Source organism: Kribbella hippodromi (genome assembly GCF_039531045.1).
GTDB lineage: Bacteria > Actinomycetota > Actinomycetes > Propionibacteriales > Kribbellaceae > Kribbella > Kribbella hippodromi.
In genome coordinates this window covers 255110-273889 of the sequence record NZ_BAAAPH010000007.1, presented here as the reverse complement: position 1 = coordinate 273889, position 18780 = coordinate 255110, and the positions used below count along the sequence as shown (strand labels likewise).

Below are 18780 nucleotides of genomic sequence, written 5' to 3'. Positions count from 1 at the left end.
ATCTTCATTCTTTCGAACGATCATCGAATCAGCCACCGGGCCATCGGATATCAGCCAGGTGGCAGATGTTCCGCCCGGCCACCGGCGGCAGGATTCAAGCCATCGGAACAAACCGAACCGAACCGGAAAGAGGAACCGACATGACCCGCACCGTGACCGCCAACATCTCGCTCTCGCTCGACGGCCGGGTGAGTGGAGCCGGCGGTGAGTACGACATGAGCTGGATCGTCCCGCACGCGATCACCGAGGGTGCCCGCGAGCACATGATCCGGGTGACGAAGCCGGCCACCACCGCGCTGCTCGGGCGGAAGAACTACCAGGGCTTCGGCGGCTTCTGGCCGGCCGTCGCGGACGACGAGAACGCGGCGCCGCAGGACCGGGAGTTCTCCCGCTGGCTGAACGAGACCGAGAAGGTGGTGTTCTCCTCGACCCTGACCGAGGCGCCGTGGCAGAACTCCCGGATCGCCGACGGCGAGCCGGCCGCCGTGGTCAAGCAGCTGCGCGCCCAGGACGGCGGGGACATCATCGTGCTGGCCAGCTCGAGTGTGATCCGGGCGCTGCTGGCCGCCGACGAGGTGGACCGGCTGAGCATCACGCTCGACCCCGAGCTGGTCGGTGGCGGGGCGCGGCTGTTCGAGGACGGGCTGCCGGCCACCTCCTGGAAGCTGACCGATTCGACGCCGACCGAGTCCGGCGCGCTCTGCCTGCTCTACGACCGGGTCCGCTGAACTCTGCCCGGCCGCAGCTCCAGACCCTCCGCCGGAAGGATCAGCGCTGATTGGCCTTCCCAGGGATATTGTCGGACAATCAGACAGAACGAGAGCACTGTCGTAGCGTGGAGAGCAGAACCCGAGCGGAGGGCGGACGGATGACCGAGACGCAGCAGGACGGCCGGGCGTACGGCGTCGACAGCGAGGTCGGTCCGCTGCGGACGGTGATGCTGCACCGCCCCGGCAACGAGCTCCGCCGGCTGACCCCGCGGAACAACGACAAGCTGCTCTTCGACGGCATCCCGTGGGTCGGCCGGGCGCAGGACGAGCACGACGCGTTCGCGCAGGCGCTCCGGGACCGCGACGTCGAGGTGCTGTACCTCGGTGAGCTGCTGACCGAAGCGCTCGACGACCCGGCCGCCCGGGCGCAGGCGATCACCGGCGCGACCGAGGACCTGCGGCTCGGCGACACCCTGCGTGACTACCTGCGGGCCGCGCTCGGCGAGCTCGATCCGGCCCGGCTGGCCGAGACGCTGATGGCCGGCATCCGGAACGACGAGGTACGCGCCGGCGGCCTGGTCACGTCCTTGCTCGCGCACGAGGACTTCCTGATCGACCCGCTGCCCAACCTGCTCTTCACCCGCGACTCGAGCGTCTGGATCAAGGACTCGGTCGCGGTCACCTCACTGGCGATGCCGGCCCGGATGCGCGAGACGCAGCTGACCGAGGTGATCTACACGTACCACCCACGCTTCGCGGGCGCCGACAAGGTGTACGACCACCAGCTGGAGCACGTCGAGGGCGGTGACGTACTGGCGCTCGGACCGGGCGTACTCGCAGTTGGCGTCGGCGAACGCACCACACCGGCCGGTGTCGAACGGCTGGCACAACGCGTCTTCGCGAAGGACCTGGCCCACACGGTGCTGGCCGTACCGATCGCGCAGCAGCGGGCGACGATGCATCTCGACACCGTGTGCACGATGGTCGACACCGACGCCGTGCTGATGTACCCGAACATGGCCGAGCAGATGCGGGCGCTCGCGGTCACCACCGACGGCGATCAGCTGCATGTCGCCGCGCCGGAGCCGTTCCTGGTCGCGGCGGCGAAGGCGCTCGGGATCGACACGCTGCGCCGGATCGATACCGGTCTGGACCCCGTGACCGCGGAGCGGGAGCAGTGGGACGACGGGAACAACACACTGGCGGTGGCACCCCGGGTCTGCATCGCGTACGAGCGGACCGTCGAGACCAACGCGCGGCTCGAGGAATCCGGCATCGAGGTGGTCCGGATCTCCGGCTCCGAGCTCGGCTCCGGGCGCGGCGGCCCGCGCTGCATGTCCTGTCCGGTACTGCGCGCCCCGACGGCTACGTGAGCCCAGCGACACGCGGAGTGAAATCGGGGCTTGTGGCGAGCACCTAACCTGAGTACTCTCTTTGCCTAGGCCCAGGCCCTGTTGCTCCCCCGTCAGCAGGACTTGGGCCGTCCACGTAGAAACGCCCACCTCGGCACCGCCGAGGTGGGCGTTTCTTGTCACCGGATGATCAACGGATGGTCAGCTGCCGGCTGGCGAGGCCGGCCCGGGCGGCACGCTCCTCGGTGGTCAGCGCGGTGTCCGCGGCCAGCGCCTTCTCCAGCGCCACGGCGAAGTCGGCGGCCGGCTTCTCCACGTCGCTGGCCTCGGTGCCGGCGGGCAGCTCCCAGACCGGCGCGAGCACGCCGAGGGCGCGGAACGAGCCGATCAGGCGGCTGCCGGAGATCAGCGCGGACGCACCGGCCGCGTGCAGGCGGGCGAGCGCGTCGAGCAGCGTCTCCTCGGTGTGCGGCAGCACCCAGCGCAGGTAGATCCGGTCACCGATCTGCGTCCAGTACGCCGCGTCGACCGACTCCAGCCGTACGGTCGGGGCCGCCGCCGCGTTCGCGCGCTCCAGCCCGGCCGCGACCTCGCCGGTCGGGTCGTCGACGTTCTCGCCGACCCAGTAGTCGAAGCCCTCGTGCACCTTGACCTCGACCGGCTTGCCGGTGTCGATCAGGTCCTGCAGGCGCGGGCCGTCCTTCATCAGGTCGCCGACCTGGATCGGGTTGCCCGGCTCGGTCCGGAGCGCGGCCGTGATCGCGTGGCCGAGGTCCCGGCTCGGGTCTCCGGACGACGCGTGCGTCTGCATGCCGATCCAGATCGTCTCGTCGTCGCGGACCAGACCGGGCATCGCCATCGGCAGCAGGGTGACCAGGTTGATCACCTTGCCGGCGTTGTCACCGACCTTGTCGCCGGCCAGCTCCAACTGCACCGTCCCGGACGGGACGATCTCGCGGAACGCGATCAGGTCGCACTCCGCCGGCAGGCCCTCGAACGGCCGCATCACGAACGCGTCCGCCGCCTGCGCCCGCTCCTTGCCGTGGCACTGCTTGAACCGCTTGCCGGAGCCGCACGGGCAGGGTTCCCGCGGGCCGACGTCGACCAGGTCGGCCGGGTCGAGCGTGACGGTCGTCGTCGTGTTCTTCGCGCGCTGCCGCGACTTCTTTCCCATAACCCCGCAGTCTTGCAGCCGAGTCCGCCCCAGCGCGAACCCGGTCAGCGCGAACCTGGTCAGCCCGAATCCGGTGCCGGCGTCAGCCCGGGATGATCGCGTGCACGGTCCGGTGGCCGGCCGCGGTGCGGACGTCCCAGCTGGAGGTGAGCACATCGACGATCGCCAGCCCGCGCCCACCGACCGATTCCGGGTGCGGGTCGGTGATCCGGCGCGGTTCGGTGTCGCCCCGGCCGTCGGTGACTTCGACATGAATCCCGGCCCGGTCGATCCACCAGGCCGCGCGGACCTCACCGGCCGGCAACGGCGGCGCGTACCGGATCGCGTTCGAGAGCAACTCGGACAGCACCAGCTGCGCGTCGTCGCGGGCGGCTTCGGTGACCCGGTAACGCTTCAGGTAGGCGGCCAGACGGCGGCGGGCGTCCGCTACCGCGGACACTTGGTGCGGCAGTACGACGTCCACGACGCTCACGTCGGCGGGCAGGGTCGCAGAGGACAAGCAGGGCTCCTCGGGATCGGTTCAGCCACAGGAACTTCTGCCCACGATCCGGCCCCGGAAAACACCCGCGGGTATTCCGTTACATAGCCTCGGCGAAGATCACGCCTAAACGCCCGGAAACCGTGATGAAATCGACGGAATTGAACGTTGCAATAACCGCGCGCATTCTTCCGGCTACGTATCCATACCGAGCACCCGCAAGGCCGCATCCGGGCGGTCGGTGATCACCGCGTCGACGCCGAGTTCGCGGCAGCGGCCGATGTCGGTTTCCGCGTTCACGGTCCAGACGTGGACCTGATGCCCGTGCTTGTGCGCCCGGTCGACGTACTCGGGATGCGCGGTGACGATCTCCAGGCTCGGTCCGGCGTACGAAACCCCAGTCGGCAGCGAACCGTCCCGGAAGCGCAGTGGCACCCGGTCCATCAGCAGTACGGTCCGCAGGCCGGGCGCGGCGGTCCGAATCCGGCGCAGCGACAGCCAGGAGAAGCTCATCACCCGGACCGGCGACTCGGTTCCGACCTTCGGGTGCGCCCAGCCGTAGCGCTCCAGGGCCTCGATCAGGCGGCGCTCGACCAGTCCGGCGTACCGGGTCGGGTGCTTGGTCTCGATCGCCAGCTGCACCGGCCGGCCGGCGTCGCGGACCGTCGCCAGCAGGGTCTCCAGGGTGAGCACCTTGCGCATGTCCAGCTGGGGCAGCTCGGCGTCCTCGTCGAGGTCGGCCCACGGCTGCTTCCAGGAACCCCAGTCGTACGACTCGAGTTCCGCCAGGCGCATTGTGGACAGTACGCCGCGCCCGTTCGAGGTCCGGTCGATCCGCCGGTCGTGGACGCAGACGAGGTGGCCGTCGGCGGTCAGCCGGACGTCACACTCGAGCGCGTCCGCGCCGACTTCGATCGCCCGCCGGTACGCCGCCAGCGTGTGCTCGGGATTCACGGCACTGGCACCCCGATGGGCAACAACACTCGGGAGTTTCCCCATACCGGGAAACTCTTTCACACCGGCGGTAAAGATAGGCGTCATGGACATGCGGGCAATCGTGCTGGACGGCCCGGTCGCACCGGAGGAACTGCGGATCCGGACGGCACCGGTCCCGGAGCCGGCCGACGGCTGGGTGCGGATCAAGGTCGAGGCGTTCGGGCTGAACCGTTCGGAGCACCACCTGCGCGCGGGTCTTCGCGATGGATGAGATCGGCGCGGCGCATCGCGTGATGGAAGACGGCGGGGCGGTCGGGAAGCTGGTGGTGCGGATCTCCAGGCCATCACAATGGGCCCCTCCCGGCGCGGGCACGCGGGCTGCGCCGGCGGCACCGGCGGCACCGGCGGCACCGGCGGCACCGGCGGCACCGGCGGCACCGGCGATTGTGATGGCCTGGAGATTCGGGGCTACCCGGTTGCCTCCGCCAAGTGCGGTGTACGGCCGGCTGGGCGGGGTAGGCCGTAGTGGTCGCGGAGGGTGGTGCCGGTGTACTCGGTGCGGAACAGGCCCCGCGCTTGCAGGATCGGGATCACCTCGTCGACGAACGTGGTCAGACCGGACGGCAGCACCGGCGGCATGATGTTGAACCCGTCGGCCGCGTCCGCCTCGAACCAGTGCTGGATCGCATCCGCGACCTGCTCGGGCGTACCGGTGAACGTCCGATGCCCGCGCCCACCACCCAACCGGCCGATCAGTTCGCGTACGGTCAACCGCTCCCGCCGGGCGAGCGTCACGATCAAGGTGTACCGGCTTTTCGCGCCCTCGATCTCGTCCTCGTCCGGGAGCTCCGCGGGAAGCTGCTGGTCGAAGGGCAGATCCTCCGGCGCCACGCGCAGCGTCTTGGCCAGCTGCAGCCGCGCGTATTCCGGCCGGATCAGCTCGTCCAGTTGCCGCTCCAACGCCTCCGCTTCCGCGACCGTGGACCCGATCACCGGCACGATCCCGGGCAGGATCTTGATCGACGAAGGATCGCGCCCAAGTGCTGCCGTACGCGCCTTCAGGTCTCGGTAGAAGTCCTGCGCGTCTTCGAGCGTCTGCTGCGCGGTGAACACCGCCTCGGCGTACCGCGCCGCCAGGCCCTTGCCGTCCTCCGACGACCCGGCCTGCACGATCAACGGATGCCCCTGCGGCGACCGCGGTACGTTGAGCGGCCCGCGGACCTGGAAGTGCCGTCCGACATGGTCGATCGGTACGACCCGCTCATCGACCGCCCACACACCGGAATCCTTGTCCGCGACCGTGGCGTCGTCCTGCCACGAGTCCCACAGCTTGTACGCGACCTCGAGGAACTCCGCCGCCCGTTCGTACCGCTCCGCGTGCGCCGGCTGATCGGTCAGGTTGAAGTTCCGCGCCGCCTCCGGACCGGCCGTGGTGACGACGTTCCACCCCGCGCGGCCACTGCTGACATGGTCGATGCTGGCGAACCGCCGAGCCAGGTTGAACGGGTCGTTGTACGTCGTCGACGCCGTCGCGATCAACCCGATCCGCGAGGTCACCACGGCCAGCGCGGTGAGCAGTACGGTCGGATCGAGCGCACCGGCCGGGCGGCGCCCGACCGTACCCCAGAGCACCGGCGAGTCGGCGAAGAAGATCGAGTCGAACTTCCCGCGCTCGGCGGTCCGGGCCAGCTCCTGGTAGTGCTCGATCTTCACATTCGCGAACGGGTCGCTCTCGGGCAGCCGCCAGGACGCCTCGTGGTGCCCGGTACTCATCAGGAACGCGTTCAGGTGCAATTGCCTACTCATACCGAAACTCCCAGTGCGTCGAGAAGCCGCGACCGGACCGCGGCGAATCCTGGATCGGCCGAACTGCGCGGCGCGGCCAGCTCGACCACCTCTTCCGCGACGATCCGGCCGTGGTCGAGCACGATCACCCGGTCGGCCAGCACGATCGCCTCGTCCACGTCGTGCGTCACCAGCAGTACGGCGGGTTGGTGCGCGGCGCATAACTTCCGCAGCAGCACGTGCATCTTGAGCCGGGTGAGCGCGTCCAGCGCACCGAACGGTTCGTCCGCGAGGAGCAGTTCGGGTTCGCGTACGAGGGACCGCGCCAGCGCCACTCGCTGCTGTTCTCCGCCGGACAACTCGCTCGGCCACGCGTTCTCCCGCCCGGCGAGCCCGACTTCTTCCAGACTCGTCCGCCCACGCTCGGCCGCGCCGTTCAGCCCGAGCACGACATTGTCCAGAACCTTTGCCCACGGCAACAACCGGGAATCCTGGAAGACGACCGAGACCTGCGCCGGCACCGCCAGCTCACCGGTCCCGTCGACATCATGATCGAGCCCGGCCAGCGCCCGCAGCAGCGTGCTCTTACCCGATCCGCTCTTACCGAGCAGAGCAACAAACTCACCCGGCGCGATGTCCAGGTCCAGTCCGTCCAGCACAGCCCGATCGTCGTACCGCCGGACGAGGTCGCGCACCTGGACGGTCGCGCTTAGGACGCTAGTGTTCGGCGCCATGTCAGGGCCCTCCTCTGGATCAGGCGGACGATGGCGTCGGAGAGCAGGCCGAGGATGCCGTACACGACCAAGCCGACGATGATGATGTCGGTCTGTCCGTACGTGCGGGCCAGCTCCATCATGTAGCCGATGCCGCTGGTGGAGTTGATCTGTTCGACGACGACCAGCGACAGCCAGGCGCCGGTGACCGCGAACCGCAGGCCGAGCAGGAATCCGGGCAGCGCGCCCGGCAGCACCACGCGCCGGATGAATTGCCACTGCGACAGCCCGACGGTCTGAGCGAGCTCGACGTACCGGCTGTCGATCGTCCGCAACCCGTTGTGGGTGTGGATGTAGATCGGCACGAACACCCCGAGCAGGATGGTGACGATCTTCATCGACTCACCGATCCCGAGCCAGAGGATCAGCAACGGCAGCAGCGCCAGCGACGGGATCGCGCGCTTGATCTGGATCGGTCCGTCGAGCACGGCCTCGCCGATTCGCGACAGGCCCGAGACCAGCGCCAGCGCGACCCCCAGCACGATGCCGAACGCGAGCCCGATCAGCGCGCGTTGCGCGGAGGTCCACAGGTTCGACTGCAGGCGCCCGTCGGCGATCAGGTCACCGGCGGTCGTCACCACCGTCCAGGGCGCGGACAGTACTCGTTGGTCGATCCAACCGGTTGCCGATCCGATGCTCCAGATCGCGAGCAGCAGTACCGGGCCGATCGCCGAGCCGAACTTGATCGGCTTCCCCGGACCGAGCCGCCGGCGGCGTACGACCGGCCGCGCCGCCGCCGCGCGGGATCGCAGCCCGGGCAATGTCGTCGCGCTCATTTGGCACCGCCCTTGATCGCGTCCGTGGCGACGGTCTGGAAGCGCAGGTCGTACAGGTCCTTGGCCTGGATCACCGGGTTGCCGGTCTCCTTGGCGAGCAGGTCGATGGTTTCCTGCTGGCGCTGGATCGCACTAGTCCAGTCGGCCGCGATGTCCGGGTGCCCGGCGTTGTCGACCAGCCATTGCCCGTCCGCCTCGGAAAGGCCCTGGTCCTTCACGTAGTACCCGGCGATCCATTCCTTCGGGTGCCGGTCGATCCATTCCTGGGCGATGCCCCAGGCGGCGACGTACGCCCGGATCGCGGCTGCCTTGGCCGGGTCTTCTAGCGATTCGATCGGCCCGTACAGATGGCCGGCGTCGTCGCGCAGTCCGTGATCGATCGTCGACGCGCCGTCCTTGCCGTACTTGGCCAGGTACCGCTTGATCTGGACGCCGCCGATCGGCGCCACGTCGACCTGCTTGCCGGCCAGCGCCTGCACGTACACGTCACCCGTACTGGGCAACTCCACCAGCTTGACGTCGTCCTTGGTCAGGCCGGCCTTCTGCAGCACCTTGAGGATGAGCGCGCCCTGCGCCTGACCGGGGCTGTACGCGATCTTCTTGCCGCGCAGGTCGGAGAGCGTCTTGACCGAGACGCCTGGCGCGATGCCGAGCTTGTAGATCGGATGCGTCAGCGGCTCCTGGCGGAACTTGGAGGCGACGATCTTCACGTGCAGACCGGTCCAGGTGGCATGGATCGGCGGGATCTCGGCGACCGACCCAAGGTCCAGTGCGTGCGCCCGGAACGCCTCGGTGGTCTGTGGACCACCGCTCAGGTTGGCGAACTGGACGTACTTCGCGACCTTGTCGTACTGACCGGACAGCTTCAGCGCGACCTCGGTCGCCGGGTCGCCGACGACGATCTTGGCGCCGTCCGGAACGCTGGTCGGCAGCGCCGCGTCGAGCGAGAGCTTGCCGGCGGCGTCGCCTCCCGCGGCGGCGTTCCCACCGCATCCGGTCGCCAAGGCGGCGACGGCGAAGAGGGCAGCAATGATTCGTTTACTGGGCATGATGTGCTTTCGGGGTGGCGGTGGCGTAACTTCCGTCGTGGTACAGCAGGGGTTCGTGCTCGCGGCGCTCGGTGTGCGTGGCCAGGCGGGCGACGACGAGGTAGTGGTCGCCGACCGCGAACCGGTGTTCGACCTGCGCGCGCAGGAAGCTCGGCGCCTCGTCGAGCACGGGTTCGCCGGTGCGCAACCGGGACCAGCGGGTCGGTTCGGCGAACCGGTCGATCCCACTGGTGGCGAACCGGCCGGCGATCGCGTGCTGGTCGGCGGACAGGAAGTTGATCACGACGCTGCTCGCCGTACTCACGGTCGGCCAGCTGGACGCGCTGGTGGCGATCGCGAACGAGACGAGCGGCGGCAGCAGGCTGATCGAGACCAGTGAGGTCGCGGTGAATCCGGCCGGACCGTGACCGGCATCGGCGGTGATCACGACGACGCCCGCGGCGTGCCGGCGGAAGACGGACTTGTAGACGTCGGCGTCCACGATCCGTTCCTCGGCTCGATCGGGGACGACGGACAGGGCAGGACGATTCAGGGCAGGCAAAGACATGTCTCTCCCTCGGAACCGGGGCAGGGACGACCGGCAGCCTGACGGCACACCGGGCGGGGTGGAGGCTCGGACCAGCCTCGTGAGAAAGCGCGCAGCGGAGACCGCGTCACCGACAGGTGGCGCTCGCCGTCCGGAGCAGATCGATGACGCGACGGCGGGTGAGGAAGGTCGTCGTCATGTCAGCCATCTTCGCATCTATGTCTACTGCCTAACTAGACAATCTCGTGATCCGGACCGCGTACTGATCGGGGCACTGGCCGGGACACTGGTTCGAGGCACTGGTTCGGGGCGCCCTCACATCCGCCGCCGGGGATGCGTTCTACTTACGTGATGGCTCGGGAGAAGGTCGAACTGCCGCCGTTCCAGGCGTTGATCGACGCGCACTGGCGGGACGTCGCCAGGCTGGCGCGGGCGATGGCCGGCGACGACGGTGACGATGTCGCGCAGCGCGCCTGGGAGAAGGCGTACGCGGCGTACCCGGCGCTGAAGTCGGCGAAGAACCTGCGCGGCTGGCTGCTCACCATCACCGCCCGGTGCGCGACGGACGTGCACCGGGCGCGGAAACCGCAGCGGCCACTCGACGAGGCGCCGCCGGTCGCGGTCGACGGCCCGGAGGCCGCCGCCTGGCCGGACCCGGACCTCTGGCGGGCGGTCAACGAACTACCGGAGCGGCAACGCTTCGCGATCACGCTCAAATACGTCGGCGACCTGGACCACCATGGCGTGGCCGCCGCTCTGGACACCACGCCGGCCGCATCGCGCCGGCTCGTCAGCGACGCACTGGCGACCCTGCGCGGCAAACTCGGAGTACACGATGACTGATCTCGAGAGCCGGCTGACCCGGCTCGACACCCCTGACCTGAAACCACCGGTCCTTCCGGACGCCGATGTCGCCTACACCCTGCACGACACCCCGATCGGCACCATGCTGCTGGCGGTCGCGGGCGGGCGGGTGGTCGCCAGCTCGTTCGGCGACGAGGAGACGATGACCGGGCGGCTCGCTCGCGCGGTGTCGCCCCGCGTACTCCGGCAGGCGCGCCCGCTGGACGAGCTGCGCCGCCAACTCGACGAGTACCTGACCGGTGCTCGCCACGCCTTCGACGTCGAGGTGGATCTCGTCCTGGCGACGCCGTTCCAGCGGCTCGTACTGAACGACCTGCCGGACCACACCGCGTACGGGCGGACGACCAGCTACGGAGCCGTTGCCCGTGACATCGACAAGCCGAAGGCGGCCCGCGCGGTGGGTACGGCGCTGGGCGCGAACCCGGTCTGTGTCGTACTGCCCTGCCACCGGGTGGTCGGCGCGAACGGCGCGCTCACCGGATATGCCGGCGGACTGGACGCGAAACGCTATTTGCTGAATCTCGAAGCAAAAAGCTGAGTTTTCCGGAATCGCCCGGAATGGTTTTAGACTGAATGCAGAAAGAAGCAGATCCCCAGTGTGGAGTGGGGATCTGCTTCTTTTACTTGTCAGCTAGTTGCGGGCTGATGGAGTTCGAGGATCAGCCGGCGGCGGCCGCCCCAGTCGCGTTTGTAGACCTTGAAGTCATCGATTCCGGCCGCCGCGCAGAGCCGGCCGTAGCTGATCTCGTCGTGGATGAAGTGCACGCTGCTGCGGTCGTCGTCGTGCTCGGTGGTGACGATCCGGTGCTCCGGTCCCTGCCGCATCCCGTTCGCGATCTCGGCCGCGGTCGCCGGCCCCCAGACCGGTCCTTCGATGATCGCGATCCCGCCCGGTTTGAGTACCCGGGAGATCTCGCAGATGGTGGAGAGCTGCTCGTCCTCGGCGAACAACTCGTGGAACGCCGTCCACAGGCAGATCACCGCGTCGAACGAGTCCCACTTGTACGGCAGGTCGGTCATCGAGCCGATCGCCCAGTCGATCGCGAGTTCCTCTTCGGCGGCCTGTGCCTTGCCGGCCTCGAGCAGGTTCGGCGAGATGTCCAGGGCGCGGACGACCTTGCCGGCCCGGCGCAGCGGAAGCGCGATCCGCCCGTACCCGCAGCAGAGGTCCAGGACGGTCTCGCGGCCGACGAGCAGTTCCTCGACCGCTTGCACGATCACCGCGTCCCGCTCCGGCGTCGTACGGGCGGCCAATCCGTCGGCCCCGAGTTCCGCGTACTCGGCCCGGCTGCGCAGTGCGGAGTTCAGCATGGACGCCAGTATTCCGGTCCGCGCGGGTCAGTTGTCCAGTGGGCGGCGGATCCGGCCGAGGACGACGGCGGCCAGCATCGAGATGATGATCGACGTGTACGTCGCGCCGAGCCAGGTCGGTACCGGGTGCTGGTTGAACAGCCACTGCTGGACATTTGTCCAGAAAGTCGACCAGCCGGCGACCGTACCGGGGTTGACGAGTTGGTACGCGATGAAGCCGATCAACCAGGCGACCGTCGGCTGCCAGCGGAACTTCGCCGTCGCGGACACGTCCCAGCGCATCTTGCAGACCACGAAGAAGTCGGCGATCGCGACCGCGAACAACGGGATGAAGACCGAGCCGATCAGGTACAGGAACTGCGTGTAGTTGCCTAGGTCAACCAACAGCGCGATGCCGGTGGCGAGTACGCCGATGCCGACCGAGATCCAGCGCCGATCGACGTGACCGATCAGGTTGTGCGCCGCCATCGTGGTCGAGTAGATGTTCGCGTACGCCTCGTCGACTTCGTCCACCAGCAGGACGAACAGCGCGATCGCACCCGCGGGCAAGGTGACGAGCGCGGTGATCACGCCTTCGCTGTCGGTTTGCAGCGTGGCTACCGCGACGACACCGAGCGCGTAGTACCCGATCGCCGCGAGTCCGTAGCCGAGGGACGATCCGGCGAAAGCAGCTTTGTTCGTCCGCGAGTGACGCGTGTAGTCCGCGGCCAGTGGAGCGAATGAAACGACACCAGCCGCGGCCAGGTCGACCGCCGGCCAGAAGCCGAACACGCCGTCCTGTGGCAATGCGTGGACCGGTTTGCCGAGCACCTGGATGAACAAGTACACCGACGCGGCCAGTACGAGCCACACCATGAACTTCCGCAGGATCTTCACGCTGCCCAGTGGGCGGACCGCCATCGTGGTGGCGATGATGCCCGCGAGCACGACGAACACCCAGCGCCAGCGCTCACTCGTCACCGCGACCGCGGCCTGCGAGATCACGATGATCTCCATCGTCGCCCAGCCGACGTTCTGCGCGATGTTCAGCACGGTCGGCGCGATCGATCCACGCCGGCCGAAGATCCCGCGCAGACTCGCCATCGCCGGTGCACCGGTCTGCGAACCGAACACGGCCGCCCCGCCGAGTACCAGCGCGCCGATCCCGCAACCGACCACGACCGCAAGCAGGCCCTTCCACAACGACCCGGTGTACGCCGCCACCAGCGCACCGGTCACCGGACCGAACAACGAGATCCCGAAGTTGCCCCAGAGCGTGAACTGATCGAAGAAGCTCAGCGTCCGCGGCGCATCGGTGGTGAGTACGAGTGGCGCTTCGGTCGTGCCGGATCGAACAGCGGTATCGGCCATGAGTGACCCCACTCCCTACGCCGGCATTACCCGGTCAGGTTCAGGCGGTCGGCGACCCAGCTGTCGCCCTCTCAGCCCGCGCTATCGGTGCGAGCTCCCGCAAAGGTTTGTCCAGGTGATCTTAACGCGTCAGCTATCTGACGGCAGCGCGGCGGCTCGTTCTATGAGCGCGGCCAGCTCCGGGCCATTCGTGGCGATCGGCATGTGCGCGCCCGTATCGAGCGTCCGCGCCTCGCCGTGACTGAGCTCCGCGAGCCGCTCGACCCACTCAGCGGTGGACAGCAGGTCATGCCGACCACGGACGAGCAGCACCGGGACCTTGACCCGGGAGATCACCTCGGCCAGGTCGTGGTGCCGGGCGGCTTCACCAGCGCGGGCCATCGCCGGAAGGGTGGTGCGTACGTACTGCGGGGTGACTGTCCTGATCAGCTTCGGTGAGTCCGGTACAGCGGAGCCAAGCCAGCGGACTGCTCTGTCGACCCAGCTGGACATCCGCGCGTCACCGGTCGGAGCTACCAGCACCAGTGCGTGCGTCAGCTCCGGGTAGCGCACCGCTGCCTCGACGACGATCTGGCAGCTCGCGGAGTGGCCGACCAGCACCGAGCGGTCGCGGACCTTGCCGGCTAGTGCCACCGCTAGCGCCTGAGGGTGCAGGTCTTCACGGGAGCCGGCTGGCTCGCCGTACCCGGGCAGAGTGACTACGTGGTACGGGGTAGCGAGGTGCTCGACGGTCCGCGCGTACGACTCGGGTCCGAGGCCCAGGCCGGGCACCAGGACGATTGGAGCGCTCACTCCCACGGGGCCTTGGCGGGCGGGCCTTGTACTACTGGGTTCGGTACGGCCGGCTTGAGCTCGCGGTAGCCGAGGAACAGTCCGACCGCGAGGAGCAGCAGTCCGAAGCCGCCCCAGCCGTACGCGGTGGGTAGGCGGTGCACTGAGCCGTCGGAAGCACCTAGACCCGTGGACAGCACCAGGATCACCCACACCAGGATCGGCACGAGCGACACCGCGACCAGTACCAGACCGGTCAGCTCCGCTGGGTCAGGCTGCCGGCCCGCCTTGCGTCGAGCGACCACGTCGCGGAGCCACATCACCAGGGCGGCGGCACCGACGATTACCAGGAGCAGTTGGCCGATCGCATCCAGTACGTCCGTGCGCAGCGGGTGGTTGAGCGGTGAGCCCGGTGCCTGCGAGATCTCGCGCAGTGCGACCCGCTGGACAGTCAGAACGAGCAGACCGTAGATGACTGCGATGAACGCGGCCAGTCCGACCACGCGGGCAGCCCGGGGGTCGCGTGGGGCAACCGGTTGGTCGCGGCCGTACGCGGGGAGCTCATGCGGCTGCGGACTCGCCGGAGCGCCGAACGGTGCACCCGGCTGGTAGTTCGGTGGCTGCGTCGGACGCTGGCTGTGCTGCTGCGGTGCAGCGCCGTACGGCTGCGGCTGTGCGTACGGGAACTGCTCCGGCACGGGCTGCTGCCCCGGACCGTAGCTACCGCCTCCGTACGGTGTGGGCGGAGCGTAGTGATGCTCATCACCGGGCAGCTGCTCAGGCTCATCACCCCGGCCGTACGTCGGGAAGTCCTGTGACGACATCTGCGCTCCTTCCCCGTTGTACTGCCCAGTCTGTCAGGTCGCCTTGATCGTGGGCCAGGCGTTGGGCAGGCAGCCGGCCAGGCCCTTGGTCTGCTGCATCATCACCGGTGCCGGGGTCTTCGGCTCGGTGCAGGTCGAGTGGCCGTGGCCGAGGGCGTGGCCGACCTCGTGGTTGACCAGGTAGCTCCGGTAGAGCTCGACGTCGTAGGACGGGATCGCGTACACCCAGCGCTTGGCGTTCAGGACGACTCGGTCCTCGACCCGGCAGGACACCTCACCGCCGGTGTCGAGCGGAAGGCACAGCTTGTCCGTCAGGGACGGCGTGGCCAGGATGATGCGGAGGTCGGCGTCGACGCTGTCCGTACGCTCGAAGTTCACCGGATGCACCGCCTGCCAGCCGCGCGGATCGGTCAGCGTCTTGTGGATCTTCGCGGCGACGGCCGCGCCGTTCACCGACAGGCCCTGCTCGATCTCGACGCGGTACGTCATCTTGTCCCGTGCGCCGGTCGCCTTGTTGCTCCCCGGCACCACCGCGAGTTTGCCGGAGGACACCAGCACGTTCGGCTTCGCGCCCTTGGGTTGTTTGCGCGGCAAACTCGGTGCCGGGCGCAACGGAGTGGTGTACTTCTCGGTCGGCGTCCCCACCGGCGGCGGGGTCAGACTCGGCGCGGCCTGCGCGCGTTCCGCCGGCGCTTGGTTGGCCCCCGCAACTACATCCGCCGCCAAACTCGTCCGGTTCGCGACATCCGGATGCGCCACCACCACAGTCCCCAGGACCGCGAGCGCCGTCACCGTGAGCCATTGGCCCCGGTAAGGTTTCCGCCGCCGAGCCCGCCGCCCACGCGTACGCACGCGCTGGCCGCTCCGCCCGGTGGTCATGACACTTGACCTTACAGAGTTGACACGTCAGTCGAAAGCCAGGATTTGTTAAGCCGTGCGGGTGCGCAGGAACTTGCCGAAGTGTGGAACGGTGAACGCGACGGTGCCGCGTTCGGCGGAGAAGACCAGGCCTTTCTTGATCAAGCCGTCGCGCGCGGGGGACAGGGACTGAGGTTTGCGGTTCAGTGTGCTGGCGACCTCGGATGTCGGGACCGAGCCGTCGTCGACCCCGATGCCCAGCTCGGCCATCGCACGCATGTACTCGCGTTCGGCGGGCGTCGCGCGTTCGTAGCGGGAGCCGAAGAAACCGACGGTGAGCTCGGCAGACGCTTCCGGTGCGGCCACCGACACGTCCTTGATCGTGATCGGCGACTTCGGCGCATGATCCCAGGTCGCGTGCGCGAAGGCCTGGACGAAGTACGGGTAGCCGTCGGTCTGGGCGTACAACTCGTCGAGCGCTTCATCGTCGTACTGGACGCCCTCGCTCTCCGCGGGGATCATCAACGCGCGGTCGCAGGCATCACGCGCCAAGCGGTCGACGCGTACGTACCGGAAGAGCCGCTCCGAATACGACTTGCTGGCCGACAGTACGGCCGGCAGATGCGGCAGGCCGGCACCAACGACTACCAGTGGGGCGCTCTGCTGCGAGATCTCGTGACAGGCGGCGCACAGCGCGGACAGGTCGTCCGCACTGATGTCCTGCATCTCGTCGATGAACAGACCGGCACCGACCGACAGGTCGCCGGCCAGATCGGCCGCGTCGGTGAACAGCTCGATCAGGTCCATCTCCAGGTCGCCGGAGTCGGCCCGGCCCTTCGCAGCCGCCACGTCGACCGGCGGGTGCCAACGGATGCCCTTCCGGTCCTCCGCGCCGGTCCGCAGCGCGAACGCCTTCAGTACGGCGCTGAACTGATCGACCCGGTCCTCGTCCCGGTGCCGGTGCCCCAACTCGCGCATTGCCGTGTGCAGCGCCTGCGCGATCGGCAACCGGATGCTCTGCTCCGGTCGGGCCTCGATCTTCCCCGTACCCCACGCGCGCTTGATGGCCTGGCTGCGCAGCGTGTTGAGGAGCACCGTCTTGCCGACGCCCCGGAGCCCGCTCAGCACCAGACTGCGCTCCGGCCTGCCTGCCGCGACCCGCTCGAGGACCACCTCGAACTGCCGCACCTCGGTGTCGCGTCCGGCCAGCTCAGGCGGCCGCTGACCGGCGCCGGGCGCATAGGGATTCCGGATCGGATCCATGCTTTCACTGTATGTGGCCGTCTACGGTTTTCCGTAGATTGACCAATCAACGACCAGAGCGTGTCGCGAGCGGTCTCTACTGATCTCTAGCAAAAATACTAGAATCCGATAGACGTTGCCAGCGACCGCAAGACCACTATGGTTCCGCCATGGTGGAGTGGGTTCCGCAAGCCGGCGCGTTGTACGAGCGCGTACACCAGCAGTACGTCGGTGGCGCCCGGAAGCTGGAAGCGCTGATCAACGAACTGATCGGTGAAGAAGAGGGCATCAACTACCTGAGCGCGACCGCCCGGGCGAAGGACCCGGAGTCGTTCCTGGCGAAGGCGGCGAAACCGCATCCGGACGATCCGGCCCGGCCGAAGTACGACGATCCGCTGAACCAGATCACCGACCTGGTCGCGGCGCGGGTGATCACGTTCCTGGTCGAGGCGGTGGACCGGGTGTGTGAGGTGATCGAGGCCGAGTTCGAGATCGTCGAACACACCGACATGGGGGCGCACACTCGCGCGCAGGGCGTCTTCGGGTACGCCAGCAAGCACTATCTGGTCCGGCTGAACGCGCACCGGCGGGAGCTCCCGGAGTACGCGGTGCTGAAGAATCTGGTGATGGAGATCCAGGTGCGTACGGCGGTGCAGCACGCGTGGGCCGAGTTCGAGCACGACATCAGGTACAAGCTGGACATCCCGCCGGACCGGAAGCCGGAGTTCGACCGGCGGTTCCTGCTGGCGGCCGCGCTGATGGAGCTGGCCGACAACGAGTTCACCGAGATCGACCGGTTGTACCGCGAGCTGGCCGCAACCGCGTCGGACAAGGCTCCACTCGATCTGACCACGGGCACGCTGACCACGTACCTGAACCGCCGCTACCCGGACGCGCCGCATGCGAAGACGACGCACTACGCGTGGATCCTCGGCGTACTTGCGCGGCTGGGCGTGACTACGGAAGAGCAGCTCACCGACCTGCTCACCGGCATCGACAGCGCCGCCGTACAGTCCGCCATGACCCACCGCGCGCCCGCCGGCACCGTACGCCGCCTCGACGACGACCTGCTGGCCGCAAAGGGCGCCACCTACCTGGACCTGTTCCCCACCGAAGAACGCCGCCAAAAGATCCTCCGCGGCCGCCTGAAAGCGTTAGTCCGCGCCGGCATCGTCACACCGTGATCGGCCGCCCGTACTCGAGCTTGACCACGTTCCCGTCGAACGTCCGAGCGCCGGTCAGCGTCAGCCCCTGACGCGCCGGCAGTCCCTGCAAGACCGATTCCCCACCACCCAGGGCCACCGGATGTACGTAGATCTCGTACGCGTCGACGAGATCACGTTCGGCCAGCGCGGTGATGAGCTGACCGCTACCGAGCAGGTAGAGGTCGCCGTGCGGCGTCCGTACATGAACAGACCAGCTGTTCGGTGTACCTCGACGAAGTGTGCGTGCAACTCGTGCTTGACCTGGAGCCAGTCGAGTACGCCGTTCGCGCTGGCTACTCGTCCGTCCAGCGATACCTGCACCGACACCACGATCCTGTTGGCCATCGTCAGCTCCTTCGAAGGTGTGTTGATGTCACTTGGTCGGAGCTGGTGGGGTGTCTTTGACAAGGTCGGCTGTGGCAGATGCAGCGGTGCGGCGGGCCCAGGCGCCTGTGGTGATCAGCCCGAGCACGAACACCAGGGCGCCGCAGGTTGCGATGATGTACCAGCAGAGGCGGGCGGCGTCGACGAAGCCGGTTTCGAAAGGGCCTACCAGGCGGGCGGTGAGGACGGTGCCGGCTACTGCGACGCCTAGTGAGGCGCCTACTTGTCTGCTGGTTGAGGCGATTGCTGCTGCGACGCCGGCCTGGGCGCGGGGCATGCCGGAGACTGCCGCGTTGGTGATGGGCGCGTTCAGCATGCCGAAACCGAGTCCGAAGACCAGATAGGCGATCAGCAAGTGCAGTGTGGAGGTGCTGATGGTCAGGCGAGACAGAATCAGTCCGGCGGCTGTCAG

At 68.2% G+C, this 18780-nt stretch carries 22 protein-coding genes and 1 riboswitch; of the genes, 6 read left to right on the top strand and 16 right to left on the bottom strand.

Annotation, left to right across the window (positions count from 1 at the left end):
* The first annotated feature begins 140 nt into the window (after positions 1-140).
* Together ABD260_RS13620 and ABD260_RS13615 are read left to right on the top strand one after the other, a co-directional pair.
* Positions 141-728 carry a dihydrofolate reductase family protein gene (locus tag ABD260_RS13620; RefSeq protein WP_344233829.1) on the top strand — a complete coding sequence of 196 codons (588 nt, stop codon included), beginning with the start codon at positions 141-143 and terminating at the stop codon, positions 726-728.
* Positions 729-868: 140 nt separating this feature from the next.
* On the top strand, positions 869-2083 hold the full coding sequence (locus ABD260_RS13615) for an arginine deiminase (RefSeq protein WP_344233828.1): 1215 nt from the start codon (positions 869-871) through the stop codon (positions 2081-2083).
* Between the two features lie 169 nt (positions 2084-2252).
* On the opposite strand, the gene ABD260_RS13610 is transcribed toward ABD260_RS13615, so the two are convergent.
* From ABD260_RS13610 to ABD260_RS13600, 3 genes are all read right to left on the bottom strand, one after another.
* Positions 2253-3236: a DUF5926 family protein gene (locus ABD260_RS13610; RefSeq protein WP_344233827.1), complete on the bottom strand. Its 984-nt coding sequence runs from the start codon at positions 3234-3236 to the stop codon at positions 2253-2255.
* A gap of 82 nt (positions 3237-3318) precedes the next feature.
* A complete protein-coding gene (locus ABD260_RS13605) occupies positions 3319-3735 on the bottom strand; it encodes an ATP-binding protein (RefSeq protein WP_344233826.1) in 417 nt (138 codons plus the stop codon).
* Between the two features lie 174 nt (positions 3736-3909).
* Positions 3910-4713 carry a glycerophosphodiester phosphodiesterase gene (locus ABD260_RS13600; protein ID WP_344233825.1) on the bottom strand — a complete coding sequence of 268 codons (804 nt, stop codon included), beginning with the start codon at positions 4711-4713 and terminating at the stop codon, positions 3910-3912.
* 40 nt (positions 4714-4753) lie between these two features.
* Here ABD260_RS13600 and ABD260_RS13595 point away from each other — a divergent pair, with 40 nt between their 5' ends.
* Positions 4754-4921 (top strand): hypothetical protein, encoded by a 168-nt coding sequence (locus ABD260_RS13595; protein ID WP_344233824.1) that lies wholly within the window; start codon positions 4754-4756, stop codon positions 4919-4921.
* A gap of 197 nt (positions 4922-5118) precedes the next feature.
* Here the strand turns inward: ABD260_RS13595 and ABD260_RS13590 are convergent, their stop codons facing one another.
* The 6 genes from ABD260_RS13590 to ABD260_RS37565 form a co-directional block, all read right to left on the bottom strand.
* Positions 5119-6456, bottom strand: a complete 1338-nt coding sequence (locus tag ABD260_RS13590) for an LLM class flavin-dependent oxidoreductase (RefSeq protein WP_344233823.1) — start codon at positions 6454-6456, stop codon at positions 5119-5121.
* Positions 6453-7169 carry an ABC transporter ATP-binding protein gene (locus ABD260_RS13585; protein WP_344233822.1) on the bottom strand — a complete coding sequence of 239 codons (717 nt, stop codon included), beginning with the start codon at positions 7167-7169 and terminating at the stop codon, positions 6453-6455. Before ABD260_RS13585 ends, ABD260_RS13590 begins: the two co-directional genes overlap by 4 nt.
* Positions 7145-7984 carry an ABC transporter permease gene (locus ABD260_RS13580; protein ID WP_344233821.1) on the bottom strand — a complete coding sequence of 280 codons (840 nt, stop codon included), beginning with the start codon at positions 7982-7984 and terminating at the stop codon, positions 7145-7147. The genes ABD260_RS13585 and ABD260_RS13580 overlap by 25 nt, the downstream gene beginning before the upstream one ends.
* Positions 7981-9033, bottom strand: coding sequence for an ABC transporter substrate-binding protein (locus tag ABD260_RS13575; protein WP_344233820.1), 1053 nt, complete (start codon positions 9031-9033; stop codon positions 7981-7983). The genes ABD260_RS13580 and ABD260_RS13575 overlap by 4 nt, the downstream gene beginning before the upstream one ends.
* The gene (locus ABD260_RS13570; protein ID WP_344233819.1) at positions 9023-9580 is read right to left on the bottom strand and encodes a flavin reductase family protein; all 558 of its coding nucleotides are present in this window, start codon (positions 9578-9580) and stop codon (positions 9023-9025) included. The genes ABD260_RS13575 and ABD260_RS13570 overlap by 11 nt, the downstream gene beginning before the upstream one ends.
* 106 nt (positions 9581-9686) lie before the next feature.
* A complete protein-coding gene (locus tag ABD260_RS37565; protein WP_387771715.1) occupies positions 9687-9758 on the bottom strand; it encodes a putative leader peptide in 72 nt (23 codons plus the stop codon).
* Positions 9759-9910: 152 nt separating this feature from the next.
* On the opposite strand from ABD260_RS37565, the gene ABD260_RS13565 reads away from it, so the two are divergent.
* Positions 9911-10402 carry an RNA polymerase sigma factor gene (locus ABD260_RS13565; RefSeq protein WP_344233818.1) on the top strand — a complete coding sequence of 164 codons (492 nt, stop codon included), beginning with the start codon at positions 9911-9913 and terminating at the stop codon, positions 10400-10402.
* Positions 10395-10961 (top strand): methylated-DNA--[protein]-cysteine S-methyltransferase, encoded by a 567-nt coding sequence (locus tag ABD260_RS13560; protein ID WP_344233817.1) that lies wholly within the window; start codon positions 10395-10397, stop codon positions 10959-10961. The genes ABD260_RS13565 and ABD260_RS13560 overlap by 8 nt, the downstream gene beginning before the upstream one ends.
* An 89-nt stretch (positions 10962-11050) precedes the next feature.
* Here the strand turns inward: ABD260_RS13560 and ABD260_RS13555 are convergent, their stop codons facing one another.
* The 6 genes from ABD260_RS13555 to ABD260_RS13530 all read right to left on the bottom strand — a co-directional run bounded on the left by ABD260_RS13555 (position 11051) and on the right by ABD260_RS13530 (position 16800).
* Positions 11051-11734, bottom strand: a complete 684-nt coding sequence (locus tag ABD260_RS13555; protein ID WP_344233816.1) for a class I SAM-dependent methyltransferase — start codon at positions 11732-11734, stop codon at positions 11051-11053.
* A 27-nt stretch (positions 11735-11761) separates the two neighbouring features.
* On the bottom strand, positions 11762-13084 hold the full coding sequence (locus tag ABD260_RS13550) for a purine-cytosine permease family protein (protein ID WP_344233815.1): 1323 nt from the start codon (positions 13082-13084) through the stop codon (positions 11762-11764).
* Positions 13080-13195, bottom strand: a riboswitch (TPP riboswitch). It overlaps the preceding gene by 5 nt.
* A gap of 18 nt (positions 13196-13213) precedes the next feature.
* Positions 13214-13855, bottom strand: coding sequence for an alpha/beta fold hydrolase (locus ABD260_RS13545; protein WP_344233814.1), 642 nt, complete (start codon positions 13853-13855; stop codon positions 13214-13216).
* A gap of 17 nt (positions 13856-13872) precedes the next feature.
* On the bottom strand, positions 13873-14679 hold the full coding sequence (locus tag ABD260_RS13540) for a hypothetical protein (protein ID WP_344233813.1): 807 nt from the start codon (positions 14677-14679) through the stop codon (positions 13873-13875).
* Positions 14680-14712: 33 nt separating this feature from the next.
* The gene (locus ABD260_RS13535) at positions 14713-15558 is read right to left on the bottom strand and encodes a DUF3152 domain-containing protein (RefSeq protein ID WP_344233812.1); all 846 of its coding nucleotides are present in this window, start codon (positions 15556-15558) and stop codon (positions 14713-14715) included.
* A 48-nt stretch (positions 15559-15606) separates the two neighbouring features.
* Positions 15607-16800, bottom strand: coding sequence for an ATP-binding protein (locus ABD260_RS13530; protein WP_344233811.1), 1194 nt, complete (start codon positions 16798-16800; stop codon positions 15607-15609).
* Positions 16801-16949: 149 nt separating this feature from the next.
* On the opposite strand from ABD260_RS13530, the gene ABD260_RS13525 reads away from it, so the two are divergent.
* Positions 16950-17963, top strand: a complete 1014-nt coding sequence (locus tag ABD260_RS13525) for a GTP pyrophosphokinase (RefSeq protein WP_344233810.1) — start codon at positions 16950-16952, stop codon at positions 17961-17963.
* Here ABD260_RS13525 and ABD260_RS37560 read toward each other — a convergent pair.
* On the bottom strand, positions 17953-18129 hold the full coding sequence (locus ABD260_RS37560) for a dihydrofolate reductase family protein (RefSeq protein WP_425553338.1): 177 nt from the start codon (positions 18127-18129) through the stop codon (positions 17953-17955). The genes ABD260_RS13525 and ABD260_RS37560 overlap by 11 nt on opposite strands.
* Positions 18130-18780 lie beyond the last annotated feature (651 nt).

What these genes read in the sequence shown, in the direction of transcription:
- ABD260_RS13575 (WP_344233820.1), bottom strand. Translation starts at nt 9,033, where the DNA reads ATGCCCAGTAAACGAATCATTGCTGCCCTCTTCGCCGTCGCCGCCTTG.
- ABD260_RS13555 (WP_344233816.1), bottom strand. Translation starts at nt 11,734, where the DNA reads ATGCTGAACTCCGCACTGCGCAGCCGGGCCGAGTACGCGGAACTCGGG.
- ABD260_RS13595 (WP_344233824.1), top strand. Translation starts at nt 4,754, where the DNA reads ATGGACATGCGGGCAATCGTGCTGGACGGCCCGGTCGCACCGGAGGAA.
- ABD260_RS13585 (WP_344233822.1), bottom strand. Translation starts at nt 7,169, where the DNA reads ATGGCGCCGAACACTAGCGTCCTAAGCGCGACCGTCCAGGTGCGCGAC.
- ABD260_RS13530 (WP_344233811.1), bottom strand. Translation starts at nt 16,800, where the DNA reads ATGGATCCGATCCGGAATCCCTATGCGCCCGGCGCCGGTCAGCGGCCG.
- ABD260_RS13610 (WP_344233827.1), bottom strand. Translation starts at nt 3,236, where the DNA reads ATGGGAAAGAAGTCGCGGCAGCGCGCGAAGAACACGACGACGACCGTC.
- ABD260_RS13580 (WP_344233821.1), bottom strand. Translation starts at nt 7,984, where the DNA reads ATGAGCGCGACGACATTGCCCGGGCTGCGATCCCGCGCGGCGGCGGCG.
- ABD260_RS13620 (WP_344233829.1), top strand. Translation starts at nt 141, where the DNA reads ATGACCCGCACCGTGACCGCCAACATCTCGCTCTCGCTCGACGGCCGG.
- ABD260_RS13560 (WP_344233817.1), top strand. Translation starts at nt 10,395, where the DNA reads ATGACTGATCTCGAGAGCCGGCTGACCCGGCTCGACACCCCTGACCTG.
- ABD260_RS13565 (WP_344233818.1), top strand. Translation starts at nt 9,911, where the DNA reads ATGGCTCGGGAGAAGGTCGAACTGCCGCCGTTCCAGGCGTTGATCGAC.
- ABD260_RS13525 (WP_344233810.1), top strand. Translation starts at nt 16,950, where the DNA reads ATGGTGGAGTGGGTTCCGCAAGCCGGCGCGTTGTACGAGCGCGTACAC.
- ABD260_RS13570 (WP_344233819.1), bottom strand. Translation starts at nt 9,580, where the DNA reads ATGTCTTTGCCTGCCCTGAATCGTCCTGCCCTGTCCGTCGTCCCCGAT.
- ABD260_RS13535 (WP_344233812.1), bottom strand. Translation starts at nt 15,558, where the DNA reads ATGACCACCGGGCGGAGCGGCCAGCGCGTGCGTACGCGTGGGCGGCGG.
- ABD260_RS13600 (WP_344233825.1), bottom strand. Translation starts at nt 4,713, where the DNA reads ATGGGGAAACTCCCGAGTGTTGTTGCCCATCGGGGTGCCAGTGCCGTG.
- ABD260_RS13550 (WP_344233815.1), bottom strand. Translation starts at nt 13,084, where the DNA reads ATGGCCGATACCGCTGTTCGATCCGGCACGACCGAAGCGCCACTCGTA.
- ABD260_RS13615 (WP_344233828.1), top strand. Translation starts at nt 869, where the DNA reads ATGACCGAGACGCAGCAGGACGGCCGGGCGTACGGCGTCGACAGCGAG.
- ABD260_RS13590 (WP_344233823.1), bottom strand. Translation starts at nt 6,456, where the DNA reads ATGAGTAGGCAATTGCACCTGAACGCGTTCCTGATGAGTACCGGGCAC.
- ABD260_RS13540 (WP_344233813.1), bottom strand. Translation starts at nt 14,679, where the DNA reads ATGTCGTCACAGGACTTCCCGACGTACGGCCGGGGTGATGAGCCTGAG.